A 20,465-nucleotide genomic window follows, 5' to 3' on the forward strand; every position below is an offset into this window, starting at 1 on the left:
CGCGGCGTCGGACGCACGCTCGAGCGACTCGAGGCTCGGGGTGAGCGTCACGACCCCTTCGAGCGCGTCACGAGGCGAAAGCCCGCCAAGCTCCGGCAACGCCTCGAGAGCGTAGAGCACCAGGGCGGTGCACCCCCGGTAGCGAATGTTCCTCACCGCGTGAAGGAATTCCGGATCGAGCCAGACCGGATCCACCCACTCCAGAAACGTGCGCGCGGGGCTGGCGGTCGAGAGGACGAGCTTCGAATCAATCTCCTCGCCGCTCTCGAGCACCACCCCGGAGACGGCGTCCTCCCGCACGCGGACGCCGGCGACGGGTGCGCCCGCGCGAACGGTGACGCCCTCCGCCCGCGCGGCCTTTTCCGCTGCTTCGGTGAACGCAGCCGGCCCCGCGCGCCAGGGAACGCGACCACGCACCGAGCCGGCCGGCGCACCAACCAGGTGGTGGAGCAGGACGAAGCCGGTGGCACCCGAGCGCGGCCCCTGCTGGAGGTCCTGCACTCCCCCCGCCGCCACGGCGGCCTTGAGGGGCGCGCACTCGAACCAATCGTCGAGTATTTCCCAGACCGACATCGGAAGCGTGCGGAGGAATTCGACCATATCCACGCGTCCCAGCGCCCGGAACCTACGGCCGATCCCGAGAAGCGGAAGGATCTCGCCCAGCGACCGCGCGTCGATGTCGGGCGCTGGGGTTTGGTAGAGGACCTCGAGGAACCCCGCCAGCTTTCTCAGGCGGGCTGTGAACGCGGGCCACTTCGAGGCATCCCTCCCGGAGTGGGCCCGGATCGCGTCCGCGGCCCGGACCGCATTCCGCGAAAGGGTGAGGGCTCTGCCCGGTTCGAGGACCACCGACACCGGGGAGTCCAGGGCGGCTCGTGCCAGCGTGCGGAGACCCAGCGTCCGGGCGACGACCGGGGGCACCCAGCCTGGATCCAGGCCGAGCGGAGCCGCGCGGAACCCGGGAGCGAATTCGACCAGCCGGCCCTGACCTCCGGGCGTTTCGTTGCGTTCGAGCAGCAGGACCTTGAGCCCGGCTCGTCCGAGCGAGGTCGCGGCCACGAGCCCGTTCGCGCCGGCGCCGATGACGACCGCTTCGAACCCGCGCATCGTCATCGCGAGTCCCTCAAAATCTCGAGGGCGGCCAACCGTCCCGAGGCGCCCATGATCCCGCCTCCAGGGTGCGTCCCGGCTCCGCATTGCCAGTAGCCCCGGATGGGGGTCCGGTATTTCGCCCATGCCGGAACAGGCCGGAGAAAGAAGAGCTGCTGCAGCGCGAGCTCGCCCTGGAAAATGTTCCCCTCGGAGAGCCCGGTGATGCGCTCGATGTCGGCCGGCGTCAGCACCTGCCGGTGGAGGATGAGCGATTCGATGTTGGGCGCATAGCGCGCCAGCGTCCGCACCACGGCGTCGCCAAACGCCTCGCGCCTGGCGTCGGTCCAGCCCCCGTTGAGATGGTAGGGAGCGTACTGGACGAAGATGCTCATGACGTGCTTCCCGGGCGGCGCCATGCCTGGATCGATCATGGACGGGATCACGATGTCCAGGTAGGGATGCCGGGAGAACTCGCCGTATTTTGCGTCGTCGTACGCCCGCTCCAGATACTCAACGCTCGGGCTGATGGAAACGGCCCCTCGCAGGTGGCGGCCGGGGCCCGGCAGGCACGTGAAGTCGGGCAGCCCCGCGAGGGCGAGGTTCACCTTCCCCGACGAACCTCGGAACTTGTATCGACGCACGCCCTCGAGGAGCTCGGCGGGTAGCGTCTCGGCGTCGACCAGCCGGGTGAACGTGAGGCGCGGGTCCAGCCCCGAAACGACCAGGTTGGCGGCGATCTCTTCCCCGCTTGCGAGAGCCACCCCCACGGCCTGACCGCCGCGCACGAGCACGCGCTCGACGGCCGCGTCGGTGCGAATCTCGGCCCCCGACGCGCGTGCCGCGCCGGCGATCGCGTCGCTGATCCCCCCGGTTCCCCCTTTCTGGAACCCCCACGCCCGGAAGGCACCATCGATCTCCCCCATGTAATGGTGGAGCAGGACGTAGGCCGAGCCGGGCGAGCGCGGACCGAGAAACGTCCCGATGATTCCGCTGGCGGACTTGGTGGCCTTGAGAGGTCCAAACTCGAACCACTCGTCGAGGTAGTCCGCGCTGCTCATGGTCATGAGCTTGTGGAGCGCGTGGAACCGCTCGGCGCCGAGCGAGCGGAAATGTCTTCCCAGCCGGAGCAGGCCTCGTAGATCCGACGGCGAAAGCGACGCCGGGTCGGGCGGAACCATGCCGATGATCGGTTTCACGGCCATGGCCATGTGATGCATCAGTCGTCCGAAGAGCGCCATGGCGTCCGCGTCGCGCGGCGAGTGGCGGCGGAGCTCGCGGCGCGCTTCGTCCGGATCCGCCCACGACCCCAGATAATCGCCGTCGTCGAGCGGGGTGATCGTGCTCTCCAGGGGCAAGATCTGGAGCCCGTGCCGCGGGAGATCGAGATCTCGGATGATCTCCGGACGCAAGAGACTCACGACGTACGAAAAGACCGAGAACTTGAACCCCGGGAAGACCTCCTCGGTCACGGCGGCGCCGCCCACGATCGGGCGCCTCTCGAGCACGAGGGTCTTTCTGCCCGCGCGCGCGAGATACGCGGCCGCCACGAGTCCGTTGTGTCCGCCGCCGATCAGGATGGCGTCGTATCGCCGGACGCTCATGCCTTCTTGCGCTCGGGCTCGAAAAAGGGAAGCTTGCGCACCACGGCGTCGGCCGTCTTCCTCTGGTGCTCCACCGTGATCTCCAGCTCGACCCGGGTGCCGGGCTCGAAATGGGGCGCCCTCAGGTGCGCGAGCGCGAGCGATTTCTTGAGGAGCGGCGACCAGCACCCGCTGGTCGCATAGCCGACCTGGCGGCCTGCCCGATACACGGGGGCGCTGGCCCGCCAGGCGATGCCGGAGAGCTGCGGCGGAAGGTGATGCGCGCGGAACAGGCGCTCGAAGGAATCCCACTCGACCTCGAGGCCCACGAACCCCCATGCGGCGCCTCGGGCCCGTTCCGCCGCGAGCGCCCGCCGGCCGTTGAACGGCCCCTTCGTGGAGCTGACCGCCCAGCCGAGGTTGATCTCGTAGGGCGAGGACTTGCGCGACTCGATCAGCGCGTGATGGGCGGAGAAATAGTCCACGTCGAGCATGATGAGGCCCGCCTCGATGCGGGCGATGTCCATCGCCCAGACCCCCGCCGGCGTGATCCCGTAATGCGTCCCCGCTTGGATGAGGCTGTCCCACAACGCTTCGGCCCGCGGAGCCTCAACCCAGATCTCGTATCCCAGATCTCCGGTGTATCCGGTGCGAGAGACCGTCACGGGAACACCGCCAACCGTGGTCTCGACGAGGCGAAAGTACTTGAGCCTGGCAAAGTCCGCCGGAGACGCCTCGTTCAGGATTGCCAGAGAGAGGGGCCCCTGGAGGGCGAGCGCTCCGACCCGCTCGGAGACATCGTCGATTTGTACCTTCATCCCGACCGCGTTCATGTAGAGCCAGCGCAGCGATGAGTCCGCGCTGGTGAGGCGGTAGGCGGCCTCGGCGAGCCGGCTCACCGTTCCGTCGTCGATGACCTTCCCCGCCGCGTCGCACCACGGCGTGTAGTAGACCTGCCCCACCGCACACCTGGCCATGTCCCGGGTGATCATCCGGTCGAGAAGCCGGCCGGCATCCGCTCCCGTCAGCATGTACTTGTGGAGGGGCGAGACGTCGATCAAGGCCGCCGCGTTCCGGATCGCCGCGTACTCGCGGTCCGGGTGCGGGTCGTATGCGCTCGCCATCTGGTAGCCCGACCAACGACGCCACGTTTGGGCGCGCACCAACGGGGCCGTGCGGGAATGGAAGGGGGTGGTTTTCAGCATAAGGAGGCAGAGTCTAGGCGCCACGTAGGAATCTGGCAACGTGGCATCTCCCGCCTCTCAAGCTGGCGGCGCGGCCTCTTTTACTTGAGAAGAGTCATCCGCCGGATCATCTCGTGGCCGGCCCACTCCAAGCGAAGGAAGTAGGTTCCTGATGAGACGGAACGTCCGGTGGCATCACGCCCCTCCCAGGTGACGTCGTGCCAGCCCGCGGGCGTGACACCGTTGACCAGCATCGCGACAAGCCGTCCGTCGACGCCGTAGATACCGAGCCGGATGTCTTGTTCCACGGGAAGGTCGAATGAAATGGTCGTCGCCGGGTTGAACGGATTCGGATGATTCTGCTCCAGCGCAAGGGCGGGCAACGCCGCGCCGACTCCGGCTGGTTGGGCGCTGTGCTTACTGATCCGGACGGTGGTCGTTGCGCGTCCCGAAAGGCCGTTGGCAGCTGTGAAAACGATATCGTAGTGTTTCGCGGTGGCCTTATTCGCCGTCCAACTGAGAACGCCGGACGTGTTCGTGGAGTCCGTCACGAAGGAAGCGTTGTTGCCGGGAGGCAGTTTGGAGAGATCCGCCGTGAGAGAGGCGATGGGGTCCCCGTCCGGGTCTTGGGCCGTCACCCTGATCGTCAGCACGGCGCCCTGCCTGACGGAAACGTCGCTCGGCGCCTGCACGACAGGCGCACGATCCACGTTGGAGACCGCGATGCTGGTCGTCGCCGATCCCGACAACGCGTTCGAGGCGGTAAAGGTCACCGAGTAGGAACCGGCGTCCTGAAATCCAGGGGTCCATCTCAGCGTCCCGGAGGTGTTCCCGGTCGCCTTTGTGAACGTGGCCAGATTGCCGGCTGGAAGGCCGGAGAGGTCGGCCGTCAGGGAGCTGATGGAATCCCCGTCCGGATCCGAGGCGGACACAACCACGGTCAGCTGGGACCCCTCGAATCCCGAGACGGCGGTCGGCGCGGTGACCGACGGCGGGCGATCCACCCGGGTGACGGTGACCGTCGCTGTCGCGGAGCCGGTGCCCCCCGCATTGTCCACCACCGTGACCTTCACGCGCCACGTACCCCCCTGGAACGTGTGCGTGGCAACGGCCTGCTCCTGAGGGCCCACCACCCATCCGTCGCCGAAATCGAAGGTATAGGAAGAGATCGTGCCGTCCGGGTCGCTCGAGCCGCTGGCATCGGCCGTGACGGAGAGCGGTGCAACGCCCGTCGATGGAGTGACCGACAAGGATGCCACCGGAGGAATATCGTTCGAGGCAAACTCCAGCGCGCCGCGGTCGGAATAGCTGATCGGCCCCAACCCTGTGTTCGGCGTGGACGGGTCGTCAAAGCGGGGATTCCCCTCGGCATCCGTCGAGGGCCACCGGGACGGCGACGAGTTTCCAGAATCGATCGCGGGCGAGCCCGGCGACAGGTGGAAGTTGCCCCCAGCCGGATCGATGAACCGCGGATCCGCTTGGATCGAGCGCCTGTCCTGCCCGCTCGCCGCCGAGTAGGCCGCGACCGTCGGATAGACGGTGGAGATGTATTTGACCGGAGCCTGGGCCGTGCTGTTCCAGAAGATGTTGTCATCTGAGACCAATCCCGGCGCGGACCCCGAATCCACCCAGAGATCGAACTCGTTGGTCGTCAGACCGTTGTCGACCCCGATGCAGTTGCGAAAGGTGGTGCTGGCAGAGCCCCCCTCGACGGAAAATCCGTCTTTGTAGTTCCCCCAGGCCACATCCCCCAGATGGACGGTCCCGGTCGAAAGGAGCTCGTCGAAGCCGTGATCGCCGTTCTTCCAGGATCGATTTTGAATGCAGATGTTGTTATTGGACGAGGAGCCGAAGTCGAGGCCCGTATCCTGGTTGTCATGGAGCCGGTTTCCTTGGAACGTATTCCCGGATGAGCCGCGGACGTAGATCCCGTTCGCCTGGCGCGCCGGCGGGTATGCGTTACGGTACGAATCGTTGTTCTCAAAGGTGGATCCCGAAACGCCGGAGGTGACCCCGATTCCGTGAAAGTTATTGTCCGAGGTCACATTCGAGGCCACCAGAACGCCCGACGACCCGGTGACCTGGATGCCGTACCGGTTGGCGAACGTCACGGTGTTGTGGCTGATCGTCGTGTTGTTCGAGCCGGTATTGGCGAAGACGGCCTTGTCCTCCGTGCGCGTGACGGAGAATCCGTCTATCGTGACCCAGGAGCGCCCGGGCAGATAGATGCCGAAGTTCCGGTGTCCCACGTGTGCTTGATGCGTCCCGGGATTCCCGCCGCCTGCGTTGACGTACAACCCTTGGCCGCTCACCCATACGTAGGTCCGCGGGGGCAGGGAAGCCGGAGCCGCCGTGGACGCGGCGAGTCGCAGCCCGTCCGCGAAGACCTGCTTCGGGCTCCAGCTCACGCTAGACGCGAGCCATACATTTCCCGAATACGGTGTCCATCGGGCCGTGGAGGAAAAGTCGTCGGAGCCATCTACCACGGCCCCCGGTCCCGCCGCCTGAATCACGAAGGCGTTCCCGGAAACCCCGGATGAAGGCACCGTCACCTCCTCGGGATACACGCCAGGCTGCACGACGATCGTCGTTCCTGGGCCATTGTGCGCCGCGAGCGCGGCGCTGATCGTGCAGTACGGGTTGGCTTGCGTGCCGGGGCCGGAATTCGAGCACGCCGGGCTCGTTGAGTCGACGTAGTAGGTCCCGGCCGCCCAGGCGCCGGTCACCAAGCCGAGCGAAAGCAGGAAGAAAAAAACGACCAGGCCCGTCGCTCGCAGGCCGCTTGCAACGTTCCGACGCATCATCGACGATCCCCTCTTCAAAGATGTGGTTGGACGCGGTGCGTTTGAGGGTCGGCGAACAAGCGAAGGGCTCGGGGGGTGAAGCGCGAGGGGAGGTCGTACCTCTGGGCACGATCATCGATACAGATTACGGCTCATCGTGCTTGAGTGGCTCCCCCCCATGGGCGCCCTAAGCCTCAAGCTAGTCTTACGACCTTAGAATACATTCTAGCATGTCGCCCTATGGATTCAAGCGATTCCAAGCCTCGGCCGGCGGCGAGCGGCGAGGTCTCGCCGCCTGAGATGCCCCCTTGTGCTGTCCGCGCTTGCCCACCGGATCTGTTTGCGAGAAGCTCGGACGATGACACGGGCGGACGCGGATCGGTTGCTTGCTCTGGGGCGGCAAGCCAAGCTCACCGGAGAGGACGCGGACGGTTGGGCCAAGCGGCTCGACCCGGAGCGGAGCGCCCTGCGCGAGGCTGTCGAGTGGCTCGCTGCGAACGGCGAGGTCGATGCGGGTGTGGAGCTCGCGGCGGCGGTATGGCGTCTCTGGCACCGCAGCGGCGCGATTGCGGAGGGACGGGCGCTTCTCGCGGCCGCGCTCGACCGGCCGGGTGCACCAACGGCGGCGCGATCGCGGGCGCTCTACGCGGACGGCCTCCTGGCTTTCCGCGCCGGGGACCAGGCACGCTCGCAGGCGCGGAACGAGGAGGCGCTGCGGGTCGCGCGCGAGATCGGAGACCCCGAATCGGAGGCCCTGGCCCTGGTGGGCCTCAGCCGGGTGGCACTCCGAGCCGGCGAATACGACTCTGTATGCCGGTTGGCCGAGGAGGCACTGCGAGTCACGCGGGATCTCGAACGGGACGCCCAGGTGATGCCGCTCCACCTGCTCGCGGCCGGGACGCGGCTGTCCGGTGACTACCCCCGGGCAACGACTCTCTACAAGGACAGCCTCACGCTCAACCGCGGGCTTCGGGATCTCGGGATGGTCCGCACGGAGCTGCACAATCTCGGCCACGTAAGTCTTCACCTGGGCGATGTCGCGGCGGCGGTGCAATATTTTGGCGAGTGCAGCGAGCTCCGACGCGGGAGCGAGAACCCGTATGACCGGGCGATGGAGCTTTTGAATGGCGCCGCTCTCGCGTACCACCGCGGGGAAACGGAGAGAACGGCTGACCGGGTGGCGGAGGTGGAATCGACCCTGAACCGTGCCGGTATTGTGCTCGACCCCGATGATCGGTTCGAGGTCGACTGGCTCCGCGAGCAACTCGCCGCCAAGTAACGCCGGCGAGATGTTCCGCCTCTCTCCGGCAAAACAGCGCTGGCCTTACTTCGCGATCAGAGGACGCTCGAGCGCGGCCCGATCCCATCCGGCGAGGGTCGCGGCCTGGCTGTAGGTGGTCTCGACAAAGAGTCGAATCGCGCCGTCCGGATCCGCGGCCCTCCGGACCGCCTCGTACGGGAGAATGAACTCGCCGAGGTCGCCGCGATAAGACGCCGCGACCGGTTCCACCGGCGCCTCACGAAACCCCCGGGGCTCCGGCACGGCGTACGCGTAGAACACGGGCTCCGGAAGAGGTTCGCCGCCCGGCCAGAAGCCATGGCTGATGACTTCGTGGGAGTAGGCGTCGCGCATGAAGGCGGGGCCGTCACGGGGTGGAGCCGTTCGGCCCGAGAAACGCGTGACCGCCAAATCGAAGCTGCCCCAGAAGAAATGCACGGGGCTGCACTTTCCGATGAACTGGCACCGGACCTCGTTCAACACGCGCTCGCTCTGGGCGAGAATGCGCCAGACGCGGTTCGCGTACTTCCGATCGTACGAGTGGTGGACCCTATCCTCGTCGAAGCGAATCGGTGAAGGGATCTCGACCGGCATCGGCCAGATCTTCACCGCGAAGCCCATGTCTCCCAGCAAGTCCATGACATCGCGGTAGAATTCCGCGACCGATCGTGGCTTGAGCGGCAGCGTTCGCACCGGCCCGTCCGACGCCCGGACCACGAGCTGGTGGTCGATGAAGTCGAACTCGATCGTGAACGACCTTCGCCCGTGCGGGAGGGTGCGCGTGGAAAGCCCGCGGGGTGTAATTTGCATGGCGATCGCCCACGAATGGTTGAGGGGCGGCGCCTGCGCGAGCGCCACCTTCCCCACGACCTGCGTCCACATGTGGAGCGTCGCGTAGGTGTCCTTCCAGTCCTCATACGCCAACGCCGGCCACCGCTCCCCTTCCATGAGGACCATGATACACTGACGCGATGATCGAAGCCTGTCCCCACATAACCGCGATTACCGACGTCAAGCGGCCGACGCGCAGGGTGTGCGAGGAGTGCGTCAAGATCGGGGCGCAGTGGCTGCACCTACGCACATGCCAGCAGTGCAGCTCCACGCTCTGCTGCGACTCCTCACCGAACCGTCACGCGAGCAAGCACGCGCGCTCGACCGGCCATCCGGTCGTCGCGTCAGCGGAGCCCGGCGAGCAATGGCTCTACTGCTTCTTGGACGACGCCTTCGTGGAGTATTGACGCTCGGGAAGGCCCGATCATGCGGCGGTCGTGAAGTGACATCCCGCCTCGACCAGCCGCTCGCGCAGGTAGTTGCGCGCTTGCTCGAGCATGTGCTGCAATTCCGACTCCGGCCGACCGACGGCCTCGGCGAGCTCGGCGCCTTCGAGCCCTTCAATGTGATGTAGCATCAAAGTCCGCCGCCATTCTCTGGGCATGTGCGTCAGAGACGCCTTCACGGACGAGCGCAGCTCCCTGGTCTCCATTTCCTGCTCGGGCGTCGGCACGGTGAGGTCCGGAATGACCTCTTCCAGCTTCAGGTCTTCCTCCGGCTCGTAGAAATAGAGAATCTCCTCGCCCAGCGTGGATACCTCCTCTTGAGGCGGTGTTTCCGCCAGGTCCTCCTCGATTTGCACCGAGCGTTCCCGCTCCTCTTTCAGCCTTCTCACCTCGGTTTCGAGCTGCTCCCTGGCCAGCCGTATCAGCCAGCCTCTAACCCTGCGCCCGGACGGTTCGGTAACGAACTCGCGATACGCTCGGAGCACCACGGCATCCACCACATCCTCCGCGGTCACCTCGCCCGTTACCAAGTCCCCCACGGCCTCAAAACAGCCGATCTCCTGACGGACAAAGTGATACAGCTGCTTCAGGTGCTTGCTCATCAGGGAGAAGAATGTCTCTCGGCTACGCTCTTCGGACGACGTATTCATCTGCTTCCCCCCTGTAGTTCCATCCTCCCGGGCGCAACACGAGCTTGCCGGGCGTTTTGTGTCGTTTCGTCTACGCGGCCGTCGCGGTCAGGACGCGGCACCCTTGATGGGCCACACCTCCTGTGGCTGATAGACGCGGTGATCGCCGCTGTCGAGCGCGAACTCGAGCGCAGTTGGTGTGCGTGTCGTAGGTGATTCCGAGCAGGCGGGCGCTGTCGCGGGCATTTCTTTTCCCTCCCTGGGAGTCTGGCATTCCTTGCGTGGTGGCGGTCCGTCGCCGGTTGCAAGCATCAAGCAGGCCACGGGCCCCGCGGGCGTACCTTGCTGCCGTTCCGCACCTTGATGACGATGGACCGGACCCGGTCCTCCCGCCTTTGCAAAACCGGGTAGGACTTACAATCGCCCGAGGATCGGCCCGTGGGCGCGGAGGAGCGGATTTGCGCCCGCAGCGGCGAGACTAACGTTCCTCGCAGGCCTCCATGAATTTCGCGGCGAGCTTGGGGCCTGTCCCCGCTTCCTCGTGCTTGAAGAACACGAAGACTTCGCCCCAGGTCTGGCCGCGGACCCGGTCCGCCCAGGACCGCAGATCGTCCGTCGTATATTCGACACGCCGCAGCCGCATGTAGCCCCAGTCGGCGGTGGAGACAAAAGGAGGGTCGCCCTCCTCGCCCGTGTCCGCGACGCACCACGCGGCTCCTCGCTCCCGTAAGGCCGCGTACACTTCGTCGTCGAACCACGAAACATGGCGAAACTCGAACGCGGCGCGCGCGGGCGTCTCGAGCAGCGCGAGGAAATCGCGCAGCCTCGGAACGTCCTTTTTCATGTTCGGCGGAAGCTGCACCAGGAAAGGTCCGAGCTTCGGCCCGAGCGCGGCCGCGGTGCGCAGCAGGTACGCCACGGAATCGCCGACTTCTTTGAGGCGCTTGTCGTGCGTGATCCGCTTGGACGCCTTGAGCACGAACGCGAAATCGCTCGGCACCTCGGCCGACCAGCTCTCGAGCGTCGCGGGGTTCGGCATCCGGTAGAAGGTGTTGTTCACCTCGACCGTGGGAAAGCGCTCTGCGTAGTAGTGCAGCATATCCTTCGCGGCGAGCTTCTCGGGATAGAAGTGTCCCTTCCATTCCTTGTACGACCACCCGCTGGTGCCGACCCGGATTCGCATTCGCGCTCCTCGTCTCGTTTTCTAGGCCAACGGTTCCGCCCACCCCGCCACTGTCTGCGCCAGCTCCTCGAGCACATCGGTCACGCTCCGACCTGAGCGCTTGGGCACCTCGAACGAGTGGTCGCCTCCCTCCACCACGTGGAGCGTGGCCTTGGGGCCGAGCCGCTCGATCACCGGGCCCAAGAGCCCGAGATCCGCGAGCTTGTCCCGCGTGCCTTGGAGGAAGAGCATCGGCGTGGGGACACGCTCGAGGTGCTCCGCCCGCCCGATTCCCGGCGCCCCCGGCGGATGGAGCGGAAAGCCGAAAAATACGAGCCCGCGCACGTCGGGCAGACCGCCCTCGGCGGAGGACAGAGAGGTCATGCGCCCGCCCATGGACTTCCCGCCGGCGAGGAGGGGCAGGTCTTGGGCTGCGCCGCGCGCCGCGGCCACCGCCGACCGCACGGTGGCGAGCAGCACCGGTTGCGGATCCGGGCGTGAGGTCCGCTTCTCCATGTACGGGAACTGATACCGGAACGTCGCAATCTGGCGGGAGGCCAACGCGGTCGCGGCAGCATCCATGAAGCGATGGCGCATACCCGCCCCGGCCCCGTGACCCAGCACCAAGAGCCAGCGCGCGGCGTCGGGCCGCTCGAGCAGCGCGGAGACTTCCCCCGAGGAGCGGCTCGCCTGGAACCGGAGCTCGGTGGCGGTCGTCACGACCGGCCTCGCTTCCCAGGGGTTCCCTTCCGGGGCGTTCGCTTCGCGGCGGCAGGAGGGTTCATCCGCCGCTCGATCGCCGCGATCGCCGCGGCCACGTCCACGCCCTCCCCGAGCACCTCGCTCATCGGATCCGCCATGGACTCGAAGCGCTTCGGCAGCGTCTGGATCGTGAAGCGCGCCGGGTCGAGCCGCGCCGTGACCTCGTCCCAGCGCAGCGGGCAGGAGGCCGGCGCCCCGGGCAAGGGACGTAGCGAATACGGCGCCACGATCGTGTTGCCGTGCCCGTTCTGTCCGAAGTCCACGTAGACCTTCCCGCCCCGCCCCTTGATCGCGCGCGCCACGGTCGAAATCTCCGGAACGGAGTCCACGGTCAGCATCGCGAGCAGTCGGGCGAAGGTGCGGGTTTCCTCGTGCGTGTAGCGCCGGCCCATCGGGATCAGGACGTGCAAACCGGTCGCGCCCGAAGTCTTGACGTAGCTCGGCAGCTTGGTTTCGTCGAGGATCGCCTTCAGGGCGCGCGCCACCTGCACGACGTGCGCGAACGGCGCCCCCTTGGGATCCAGGTCGAGGATAAGCCAGTCGGGCTTCTCGAGGGAGCCGGCGCGCGCGCTCCAGACATGGAGGGGAATCGTGCCGAGGTTCGCCACGTATCGCAGCGACTCGAGGTCGTCGATCACGAAATAACGGATGTCGCGCTCGGTGTCGTCGGAATGCACGGTCTCGGTCCGCACCCAATCGGGCACGTACACGGGCGCGTCTTTCTGGAAGAAGGATTTGCCCTCGATACCGTCTGGATAGCGCGTCAGCACGACGGGACGGTCGCGCAGGTAGGGCAGGAGCAGGGGCGCCACCGTGTCGTAGTAGCGGATGAGGTCGCCCTTCGTGTAGCCCTCCGGCCAGAAGACCTTCTTCAGATTCGTGAGGCGGACGTCGCGGCCTGCGGCCGGAGCGGCGCCATCGCCGCGCCGGGGGACGGCGGTGGGAACCGGCGCCGGCACCTCCTTCGGATCCGCCGTGATCCGCATCGCTTCCTCGCGGCGGCAATCCTCGCGCTTCTTGTCGGGGCGCAGTCCCATGAACGTCGGGTGCCTCAGCCCGCCATCGTCGGTCCACTCGGTGAATCGAATCTCGCACACGAGGCGCGGCTCCACCCAGGTATGCCCGCGGCCGGGGGGACCGCCGGTCTGAAACGGCGAGGTTGCGCGCCGGAGCGGCGCGAGGGCCTGCGCGATTTCCTCGAGCCCCGCCGTGTCGAAGCCGGTGCCGACCTTCGTCACGTACACGAGCCGCGTCCCCTCGTACCGCCCGACGTGGAGCGCGCCGAACCGGGCGCGCGAGCCCTGCGGTTCGCTATAGCCGCCGATCACGAACAGCTCCCGGCGATCGCACTTGACCTTGACCCAGTCCTGCGAGCGGCGGCCGGAATACCGGCTGGCGAGCCGCTTCGCCACGACCCCCTCCAGCCCCATCTCCGACGCCGCCGCGAAGAACGCTTCGCCGTGCTCGAGCACGTGGTCGCAGCGCTGGACGGTCCCTAGCGGCGGGACCACGCGGGCGAGAAGCTCCTTCCGCTGGACGAGCGGGAGGTTTCGAAGGTCGCAGCCCAAAAGACCCGGGCAGTCGAAGAACATGCCGCGGACCGGCACCCGCGCCATCGCGGCCTCGACGTCGCGCGGGCGGGTGAGCCCCATGCGCGCCTGCAGGCGCTGGAAGCTGGGATGACCGCTTTCGTCCTCGGCGATGATCTCGCCGTCGAGCAAGAACCGCGGCACGGCGAGGGCGCGCAACGCGGCCGCGACCTCGGGATAGCGGCCCGTGATATCGTCGCCGCTCCGGCCGGTCAGCCGGACCTCGTCGTCCTTGCGCCAGGCGAGGACCCGCACGCCGTCGTACTTGATCTCGAAGCACCACTCGGGACCCGACGGGGGGCGCGTGGCCAGGGTCGCCAGCATGAGCGGAACCTTGCGCGCCGACGCCTCACCCTTCGGCGCGTCCAGCGATCCAACCCGCTCCCGTACGGCGGCGATGGTACCGCTCACGTCACGCATCTCCTCGACCGTTAGGCCGGAAATCACCGACTCCGGATAGCGGTCGATCGCCTCGTACTCGGTGACGGCGCCGTCGGCCTTCTTGAGAAGGAGCCATTCCTTTTCCTTCTTCCCCATGCGCACGAGCGTCCACCGGCCGCGCAGCTTGAACCCGTTGAGCTCCAACTCCAGCTTCCCGCGCGCGTACTGCTCGAGCGGATCCTCGGGCTTGAACGAGCGAAACGAACCGCGATCCCAAACGATCACCGATCCCGCCCCGTAGTTGCCCGAGGGAATCACTCCCTCGAAGTCGCCGTACTCCAGCGGATGATCCTCGACATGCACGGCGAGACGCTTTTCCTCGACGCGGGTCGACGGCCCTTTGGGGACCGCCCAGCTCTTGAGCGCGCCGTCCAGCTCGAGCCTGAGGTCGTAGTGCATGTTGCGCGCCCAGTGCTTCTGAACGACGAACCGGGGGCCGGGTCCGGGGATGGGGATGGCCCGGCCGGCTGGCGGGGCGTCGCCCGCGCCGAACGGCTCCGGAGTGCGGACGGGGTCCCGCTTGCGGCGGTAATCCTCGAGATGGGGGTCGCGGGCTGAGCTCACGGGATGGGCCTCGGCGCCGGCCCGGCAGCCTTAAGGCCGAGGCCTGAGCGGTCGATATTGGACTTAGCGTTGAGTATAGCAGAGCATGGTGATAGCCTCGTGCCATCCAGTATTGGAGGGACTACGCATGCCGCCACATTCCATTGGATCGGGGATCCTGTCGTTTGGCCTGGTCTCGATCCCGGTCAAAATGTACACAGCCGCCACGTCGGCTGGGGTGTCCTTCAACCTGCTCCACGAGAAGTGCGGTGGCCGGATCAAGCAGCAGCAGATCTGCCCGGCCTGCAACGAGGTCCTGGAGCGCTCCTCCCTCGTCAAGGGGTACGAGTTCGCCAAGGACCAGTACGTGCGCTTCACCGAAGAGGAGCTGAAGGGGCTCGAAGGCGAGGCCTCGAAGGTGATCGACATCGCGGAGTTTGTGCCGCTGGAACGGGTCGACCCGATCTACTTCGAGAAAACGTATTATCTCGGCCCCGACAAGGGGGGCGAGAAGCCCTACCGGCTCTTGTGCGACGCCATGGTCAAGACCGGCCGGGTCGCCCTCGCGAAGTTCGTCATGCGGGGGAAGGAGAGCCTCGTGCTCATCCGCCCCAGTCAGGACGGCCTGATGTTCCACACGATGTATTTCGCCGATGAGGTGCGGGATTTCGGCGAGATCGACAAGGGGGCGAACGCCGCGATCAAAGCCGGCGAGCTGGATCTGGCCCAGCGCCTGATCCAGGAGCTTTCCGGAAAGGAGTTCCAGCCCGAGAAATACGAAGACGAATATCGCCAGCGCGTGCTGGCGGTCGTGGAATCGAAGGTCGAGGGCAAGGAAATCACGGCCATCGGTCCGCAAGTCCAGCGAACGCAGGTCATCGATCTCATGGAGGCGCTCAAGCAGAGCCTCGAAGGCCGTGCCTCCAGGGTCGGCCAAGCCGAGGGCAAGAAGCCGGCTGTCAGGGCGAAGCGCACGGAGCCCTCGGCGAAGGAGAGCAAGCGGGCGTCGAGATAGCGGGGGAGGCGGTGGAGCATGGACGCGACGAAGCATTTTTCCACGCGCGACACGGCCCGGATCCTCCAGTCCAGCGAAGCCAGGCTCAGGACCCTGGCTCGCCTGGGAGGGGTCATCCCGGAGCCCGGACCCGGCGGCCGTCCCGAATTCACCTTCCAGCAGCTCCTGCTGCTCCGCACCACCAAGGGCCTGCTCGAGGCCGGGATCCCGGCGCGCCGGGTGCGGCGCATCTGGTCCTCGCTCCGCCGCCAGCTCGCGGAAGACCTGCCGCTCACGAGCATAAGAATTCTCGCCGACGGCGATCGCGCCGTCGCCTGGGACGGGAACGCACCCTGGCAGCCTGACTCCGGCCAGTTCCTGCTCGATCTGGATGCCGGTGAGATCGCCGCGGAGGACCCGACCCTCCCCGATGTGGCCGAAGCTCCGAGGCTCACCGCCGACCAGTGGTTCCATCTCGGATCCGAGCTCGAGGGCACGTCACCGGTCGAGGCACGGCAAGCGTACATGCAGGCCCTCGAGGCGGACCCGGACTTCGCGGACGCCCACCTGAACCTGGGAAGGCTCGATCACGAAGCCGGCGAGCTCGGGAAGGCGGAGGCGCATTACCGCGACGCGGTGCGATGCGCGCCCGAGGACGCGATCTGCCGCTTCAATCTCGCCGTGCTCCTCGACGACCGCGGCCGTCCGGACGAGGCGATCCTCGCCTACGAACAGGCGATCGCGCGTGACCCGGACGCGGCCGACGCCCACTACAACCTCGGGCTGTTGCTGGAATCGCGGGGCCGGCGCTCCGATGCCATGCGACACCTGATGACCGCGCGCCGGCTGTACGCGCTGGCAGGTCGCGGACAGTAGCTCAGGGGCGAATCCCGAGAAATCGCCTCGCGCTTTCGTGGAGAACCCGGGCGCACGAAACGACCGAATCCGCATCGACCCACTCAACCGCCTCATGGGCCCCGGCCCCCGTTGGGCCATAGTTCACGCTCGGGATGCCCGCCGCGGCGAAGACCGCCGCGTCCATCCAGTACCCGACGCCGGCCTCCTCGGGAGCCGTCCCCACCACCGCCGCGACGGATTCACGCGCGCACTGGGCGACTCTGGCGTTCCGATCGGTGAGAAGAGGAGGTCGGGAGAACCGAAGCTTGACTTCCCCATCTTCCCCGGCGCCTCGGAGGAGTCGCTCGAGCTCATCGATCACCTGCTCCGGAGTTTCGCCGGGCAGCGTGCGCCGCTCGACTTGCATCCGGCACTCAGGTGCGTAGGTCGAAACACCCACGCCACCCTCTATGAGCGAGCAATGCATCGATGCCGGGCCGACCAGGGGATGGACCCGGCCCCTGAGCTCGCTGGAATCAAACTCCTCGAGCGCCGCGATGATCCGCCCCATCCTGCCAATCGCGCTACGGCCCAGGTCCCACCGGCTGCCGTGCGCGGCCCGACCCCGGGTGACGACATCCACCCAGACGAAGCCCTTGTGCGCCAGGATCAGCTTCCCTTCGCTGCCCTCGGTGAGAATGCAGCCGTCCGCGGCGTATTTCCGGACGAAGTGTTCGGCGCCTTCGCTCGCATACTCTTCGTCGGCGACGAGCGCGACAAGAACCCGCCCCCGAAGCTTCTCGCGCGCGAGCGCCACGGCGGCACACATGACCGCCGCGACGCCGCCTTTCATGTCGTAGGATCCGCGACCGTACACGCGTCCGTTCTCGAGGACCGGCTCGAATGGAGGGATGGTCATCCCGGCCGTTCCAACCGTGTCGAGATGCGCACAGAGGATGAGCTGGGGCCCGCCGGGATCCCCCACCTCGCCCACGACGTTGGGCCGGTCCGGACCGACTTCGTCGAGCCATGCGTGAACGCCGCGGGCCCGGAGCCATTCCGCCGCGAATGCGGCGATTCTTTGCTCCCCGTGCGCCTCCTCCGACGCGAGCCGGGGGTTCACGGAAGGAATCCGAATCAGGTCGCGCAGAAGGCCGACGACCTCCTCCGGGCCGAGCGGGTCTGCCTTCACGGCCGGCGGGATCTCTTCCGCCGCACCGGAGGTGGCGCGGCCGCCTGGTCGCGGAGCCAGGGAAGCAGGAACTCCTGACTGATCTTCCAATTGGCCTCGAGGAGCCGGGCCGCCGCTTCGATATCGCCCCCGCGCAGGGCGCGCAGAATCGCCCGATGCTGGGCGACCGACTGGATGAGGGTCCCGGAATGGCGCATGTAGGCGCTCTCGTAGCGCTGCGCGTGGTACTTGAGCGCGCGGATCGTTTCCCGAAGCCTCTCGTTGCCACACCGGGAGAGAAGCGCCTCGTGCCAGCTCTCGTCCGCATTCAGCGCGGTCGCCCAGTTGTCACGCTCCGCCGCGAGCTTTTGATTGAGCTCCACCAGCCGTCGGATCTCGATCGCGGACGGCGGCGGAGAGGAGCGCAGCGCGAGGCTTTCGAGCGCGGCGAGGATCGGATAGATCTCTTCCGCTTCCTTCACGCTCAGCGGGAGCACGAAGAAGCCCTTTCCCGGCGTCGCTCGCAGGAATCCCTCCCCGACGAGACTGAGCAGCGCCTCGCGAAGCGGCGTGCGACTCACGCCCAACAGCGCGGAGAGCTCGGATTCGTTGATAGAAGATCCGGGAGCGGGATCACCCCGAAGCATGCCCTCGAGGAGCATGCGGCGCACTTCGGAGCGAATCGGGACCCGGACGATGGGCCGGACGGCGCTTGCGGCCAGACTCACGAGCGCGCTTCTTGGCTCGCCCGAGTCCGCTGACCGCACCAGGCGTACAGGGCGTCGTACAGGGGCGACTCGAGCTTGATCTTTGCCTGATCGTCGGCTCCGTGGAGGAGGGAGAAGCCGTGGGCGATGGCCCGCAGGCCCGCGCCCTCGGGGGAGACCGAATCATCCTCGGGTATGTCGGCCGCGTGGACGATCCGCCCGAGCGCGACCAGCGCGGGATCCTTGGTCAGGCCGTGATGCACCAGGAGGCTCTCGAACGAGCACCGACCCTCCTCGTGGCCGAACCGGACTCCGGGCACATCGTACGGAATCGCCCCCTCGTCCCGCGCGACCGCGGTGACACGATTTGCGGGAACGAACAAAAACTCAGCGGCCGTGTCGATGAACCGGCGAATCAGCCACGGGCAAGCGACGCGATCTACCTTCGCGTTCTCACGCGTAATCCACTTCATAGGTCCCTCCCGTTCACGTGGAACCGGGGCTCCGGTCCTGGGCCGTAACGATGCTGTATACAATATACAAATGGATCCCCGGCGGCCAAACAAAATCGCCCCGCGCGGGCCCGAGCCCGGCGGGGCGAGATACGGTCAGCTTGACCTCGTCGAGCTACTTCCCTACCTTGACTCCCACTCCCAAGCCGCTCGAGGCACCCACGCTCGTCTTGCCGGCGCTCACGCTGGTTTTCGTGCCCGCGCCGACGCGCGCTCCGCTGTGGATCCTGGCGGCCTTACCGTCAGCCTTGGCCATCCCCGTCGCGACTCCCCCTTCGCTCTTGACGGCCGCCTCGACCTCGCCGAGGCGGAGGTTGAGGCCGTACGCGATCTGACCCCAGCCCATTCCCGAGCGATGCAGCGAATAGAGCTGCTCGGTGCTCAGCCGGGTCTTTGCGTTCGCAAGAAGCGTGTGGGCGATCACGAGGTCGCCCCAACCGGTGTTGAGCGTGTTCTGCTCCGACACGAGGCTCTCGCCCGTCAGGCCGAATTCCCCTGCCACGCGATCCGCCACGACGGCACCTCCCTGTGCGGCCGCCTCGGCATCAATCTCCTTGGAGATCTCCGCGAGCCTCTTCTCAAGAGCGACTCGCGCCTTGGAAGGAGCCTCCTTCGCTCGATCCCGGACCGTCTTGAAAGACGCGCTGCCATTGGCGTCGGCGTTTGCCTCGGCGCTTGCTTCCGTCTGCGCCTGGCCCTGTGTCTCGGCTTGCATCTGCGTCCGCGTCTCCTTCTGCTGTCGGGCCTCGAGAGACGTTTGTGCTCCGGCAGTGGTGGATGCGGCGCCGGACGAAGCAGGATCGCTTCCCTGCCCCAACGCAGCCCCCTGTGAAGCGAGAATCAGGACGCCGCCCAGGAACGCACCGGTGATCGCTTTCATCTCAGGACCTCCTTTCGCGCGCACCGCAGGGGTTGCACGCTGTGGGACCCCCCCAGCACCTCACGGAATCAGGAACCGAACGCCGACTTGACTGGTGACCATGACGTGGCGATCGGGTCCCGACCGCGTGGACGACCCTCCGTTTCCCAGGCCGTTGGCGATGGGAAGCCCTCCCAAGATTCCACCGCTCGATGGGCCGGCCGCCGAGGTCGAGGTGACGTTTCGGCCGACGTGGACCTCGCCCAGGAGCTGAACCCGGACCCCCGCGCGCCATGTTCCAGCGAGGGTCGCCTGGGCGGTGGTCTCGCCGCCGTTCCATTTCCCGTACGAGGATCCGACCTGACCCGACAGGTCCCGGGCAACCGGGAGGCTCAACTCAACGCCCGCGGCGTCAAAATCTCCGGGGGAATTGTCGTGAGCGCGGAGGTAATACGCTCCGAGACTCACCTCTGGAGTCAAGTAGAGCTCCGGACCGGCGCGCCATCGCCAGGCGCGGTAGGCACCGTCACCGATCGTGCGCAGGCCGATCACGCGAAGCCGCGTCCCAGAAGAGACCCGCACGGCGGCATTCGCAAACCCACTCGTGCCCGGCCCGGCGCGGCTGTCGCCGAACCGAATCGCGGCGACCGTGCAATCTCCGTGCGCGAGTTCGGCCGAGCCGAACAGGAGGGCGCTCCGGAAGGACTGCGCCTCCGGCCCGGTCTGGTAGTCGATCCCGGCCCCACCCGACAGCGTGCCCGCGCCCGCGGGGGGCGCGGCTAGGAAGATAACGCTTGCGAGCACTAGATCCCTGAGTCGTCGCGTTCGCATGGGGCAAGCCTCCCCATCGTGGAATCGGCATGGCGCGGCTCTGTCTTGAGCAAGAACCTCGCAAAGAAAGCGAGCCCACCCGCCTTCGGTTGGGCGAATCCCGGGCCTGCGGCTCGATTGGACCAGCCGCGAACTCACCGGTCCGCCTTCGAAATGGAGAGCCTATCACCCCCGCGGCCGGAGGTGGTCGGATCGAATCGCGCTTCAGCCGGCCGGCGCAAGCGCCGATACCT

Annotated in this window: 18 protein-coding genes; 4 read left to right on the forward strand and 14 right to left on the reverse strand. The window is 67.0% G+C overall.

Going from position 1 to position 20,465, the window contains the following annotated elements:
• From E6K76_06850 to E6K76_06865, 4 genes are all read right to left on the reverse strand, one after another.
• A partial coding sequence (locus tag E6K76_06850) for an NAD(P)/FAD-dependent oxidoreductase (GenBank protein ID TMQ58735.1) occupies positions 1–1,197 on the reverse strand: 1,197 nt, incomplete at its 3' end.
• Positions 1,110–2,693, reverse strand: coding sequence for an NAD(P)/FAD-dependent oxidoreductase (locus E6K76_06855; GenBank protein ID TMQ58736.1), 1,584 nt, complete (start codon positions 2,691–2,693; stop codon positions 1,110–1,112). The genes E6K76_06855 and E6K76_06850, both read right to left, overlap by 88 nt.
• Entirely contained in the window at positions 2,690–3,877 is a 1,188-nt protein-coding gene (locus E6K76_06860; protein TMQ58771.1) for an aminomethyl transferase family protein, read from the reverse strand. The genes E6K76_06855 and E6K76_06860 overlap by 4 nt, the downstream gene beginning before the upstream one ends.
• Positions 3,878–3,957: 80 nt before the next feature.
• Complete coding sequence (locus E6K76_06865; protein ID TMQ58737.1) at positions 3,958–6,660, reverse strand: PKD domain-containing protein; 2,703 nt, start codon at positions 6,658–6,660, stop codon at positions 3,958–3,960.
• Positions 6,661–6,997: 337 nt separating this feature from the next.
• Here E6K76_06865 and E6K76_06870 point away from each other — a divergent pair, with 337 nt between their 5' ends.
• Complete coding sequence (locus E6K76_06870; protein ID TMQ58738.1) at positions 6,998–7,918, forward strand: hypothetical protein; 921 nt, start codon at positions 6,998–7,000, stop codon at positions 7,916–7,918.
• 45 nt (positions 7,919–7,963) lie between these two features.
• Here E6K76_06870 and E6K76_06875 read toward each other — a convergent pair whose 3' ends face one another.
• Entirely contained in the window at positions 7,964–8,875 is a 912-nt protein-coding gene (locus tag E6K76_06875) for a hypothetical protein (protein ID TMQ58739.1), read from the reverse strand.
• 14 nt (positions 8,876–8,889) lie between these two features.
• On the opposite strand from E6K76_06875, the gene E6K76_06880 reads away from it, so the two are divergent.
• On the forward strand, positions 8,890–9,156 hold the full coding sequence (locus tag E6K76_06880; GenBank protein TMQ58740.1) for a UBP-type zinc finger domain-containing protein: 267 nt from the start codon (positions 8,890–8,892) through the stop codon (positions 9,154–9,156).
• Between the two features lie 17 nt (positions 9,157–9,173).
• Here the strand turns inward: E6K76_06880 and E6K76_06885 are convergent, their stop codons facing one another.
• The 4 genes from E6K76_06885 to ligD form a co-directional block, all read right to left on the reverse strand.
• Positions 9,174–9,845: a sigma-70 family RNA polymerase sigma factor gene (locus E6K76_06885; protein TMQ58741.1), complete on the reverse strand. Its 672-nt coding sequence runs from the start codon at positions 9,843–9,845 to the stop codon at positions 9,174–9,176.
• Positions 9,846–10,302: 457 nt separating this feature from the next.
• Entirely contained in the window at positions 10,303–11,007 is a 705-nt protein-coding gene (locus E6K76_06890) for a DUF72 domain-containing protein (protein TMQ58742.1), read from the reverse strand.
• A gap of 21 nt (positions 11,008–11,028) precedes the next feature.
• Positions 11,029–11,706, reverse strand: a complete 678-nt coding sequence (locus E6K76_06895; GenBank protein TMQ58743.1) for an alpha/beta hydrolase — start codon at positions 11,704–11,706, stop codon at positions 11,029–11,031.
• Entirely contained in the window at positions 11,703–14,342 is a 2,640-nt protein-coding gene (gene ligD / locus E6K76_06900; GenBank protein ID TMQ58744.1) for a DNA ligase D, read from the reverse strand. Before ligD ends, E6K76_06895 begins: the two co-directional genes overlap by 4 nt.
• A gap of 85 nt (positions 14,343–14,427) precedes the next feature.
• On the opposite strand from ligD, the gene E6K76_06905 reads away from it, so the two are divergent.
• Together E6K76_06905 and E6K76_06910 are read left to right on the forward strand one after the other, a co-directional pair.
• Entirely contained in the window at positions 14,428–15,336 is a 909-nt protein-coding gene (locus E6K76_06905) for a Ku protein (protein TMQ58745.1), read from the forward strand.
• A gap of 18 nt (positions 15,337–15,354) precedes the next feature.
• Positions 15,355–16,191 carry a tetratricopeptide repeat protein gene (locus E6K76_06910; GenBank protein TMQ58746.1) on the forward strand — a complete coding sequence of 279 codons (837 nt, stop codon included), beginning with the start codon at positions 15,355–15,357 and terminating at the stop codon, positions 16,189–16,191.
• 1 nt (position 16,192) lies between these two features.
• Here the strand turns inward: E6K76_06910 and E6K76_06915 are convergent, their stop codons facing one another.
• From E6K76_06915 to E6K76_06935, 5 genes are all read right to left on the reverse strand, one after another.
• Positions 16,193–17,434, reverse strand: a complete 1,242-nt coding sequence (locus E6K76_06915; protein TMQ58747.1) for an ArgE/DapE family deacylase — start codon at positions 17,432–17,434, stop codon at positions 16,193–16,195.
• The gene (locus tag E6K76_06920) at positions 17,341–18,051 is read right to left on the reverse strand and encodes a GntR family transcriptional regulator (protein TMQ58748.1); all 711 of its coding nucleotides are present in this window, start codon (positions 18,049–18,051) and stop codon (positions 17,341–17,343) included. The genes E6K76_06915 and E6K76_06920 overlap by 94 nt, the downstream gene beginning before the upstream one ends.
• Positions 18,048–18,503, reverse strand: coding sequence for a chromate resistance protein (locus tag E6K76_06925; GenBank protein ID TMQ58749.1), 456 nt, complete (start codon positions 18,501–18,503; stop codon positions 18,048–18,050). The genes E6K76_06920 and E6K76_06925 overlap by 4 nt, the downstream gene beginning before the upstream one ends.
• Positions 18,504–18,657: 154 nt before the next feature.
• Complete coding sequence (locus E6K76_06930) at positions 18,658–19,422, reverse strand: hypothetical protein (GenBank protein TMQ58750.1); 765 nt, start codon at positions 19,420–19,422, stop codon at positions 18,658–18,660.
• A 60-nt stretch (positions 19,423–19,482) separates the two neighbouring features.
• Entirely contained in the window at positions 19,483–20,232 is a 750-nt protein-coding gene (locus E6K76_06935) for a hypothetical protein (GenBank protein TMQ58751.1), read from the reverse strand.
• Positions 20,233–20,465 lie beyond the last annotated feature (233 nt).

The sequence above is a fragment of the Candidatus Eisenbacteria bacterium genome (genome assembly GCA_005893275.1).
Taxonomy (GTDB): Bacteria; Eisenbacteria; RBG-16-71-46; order SZUA-252; family SZUA-252; genus WS-7.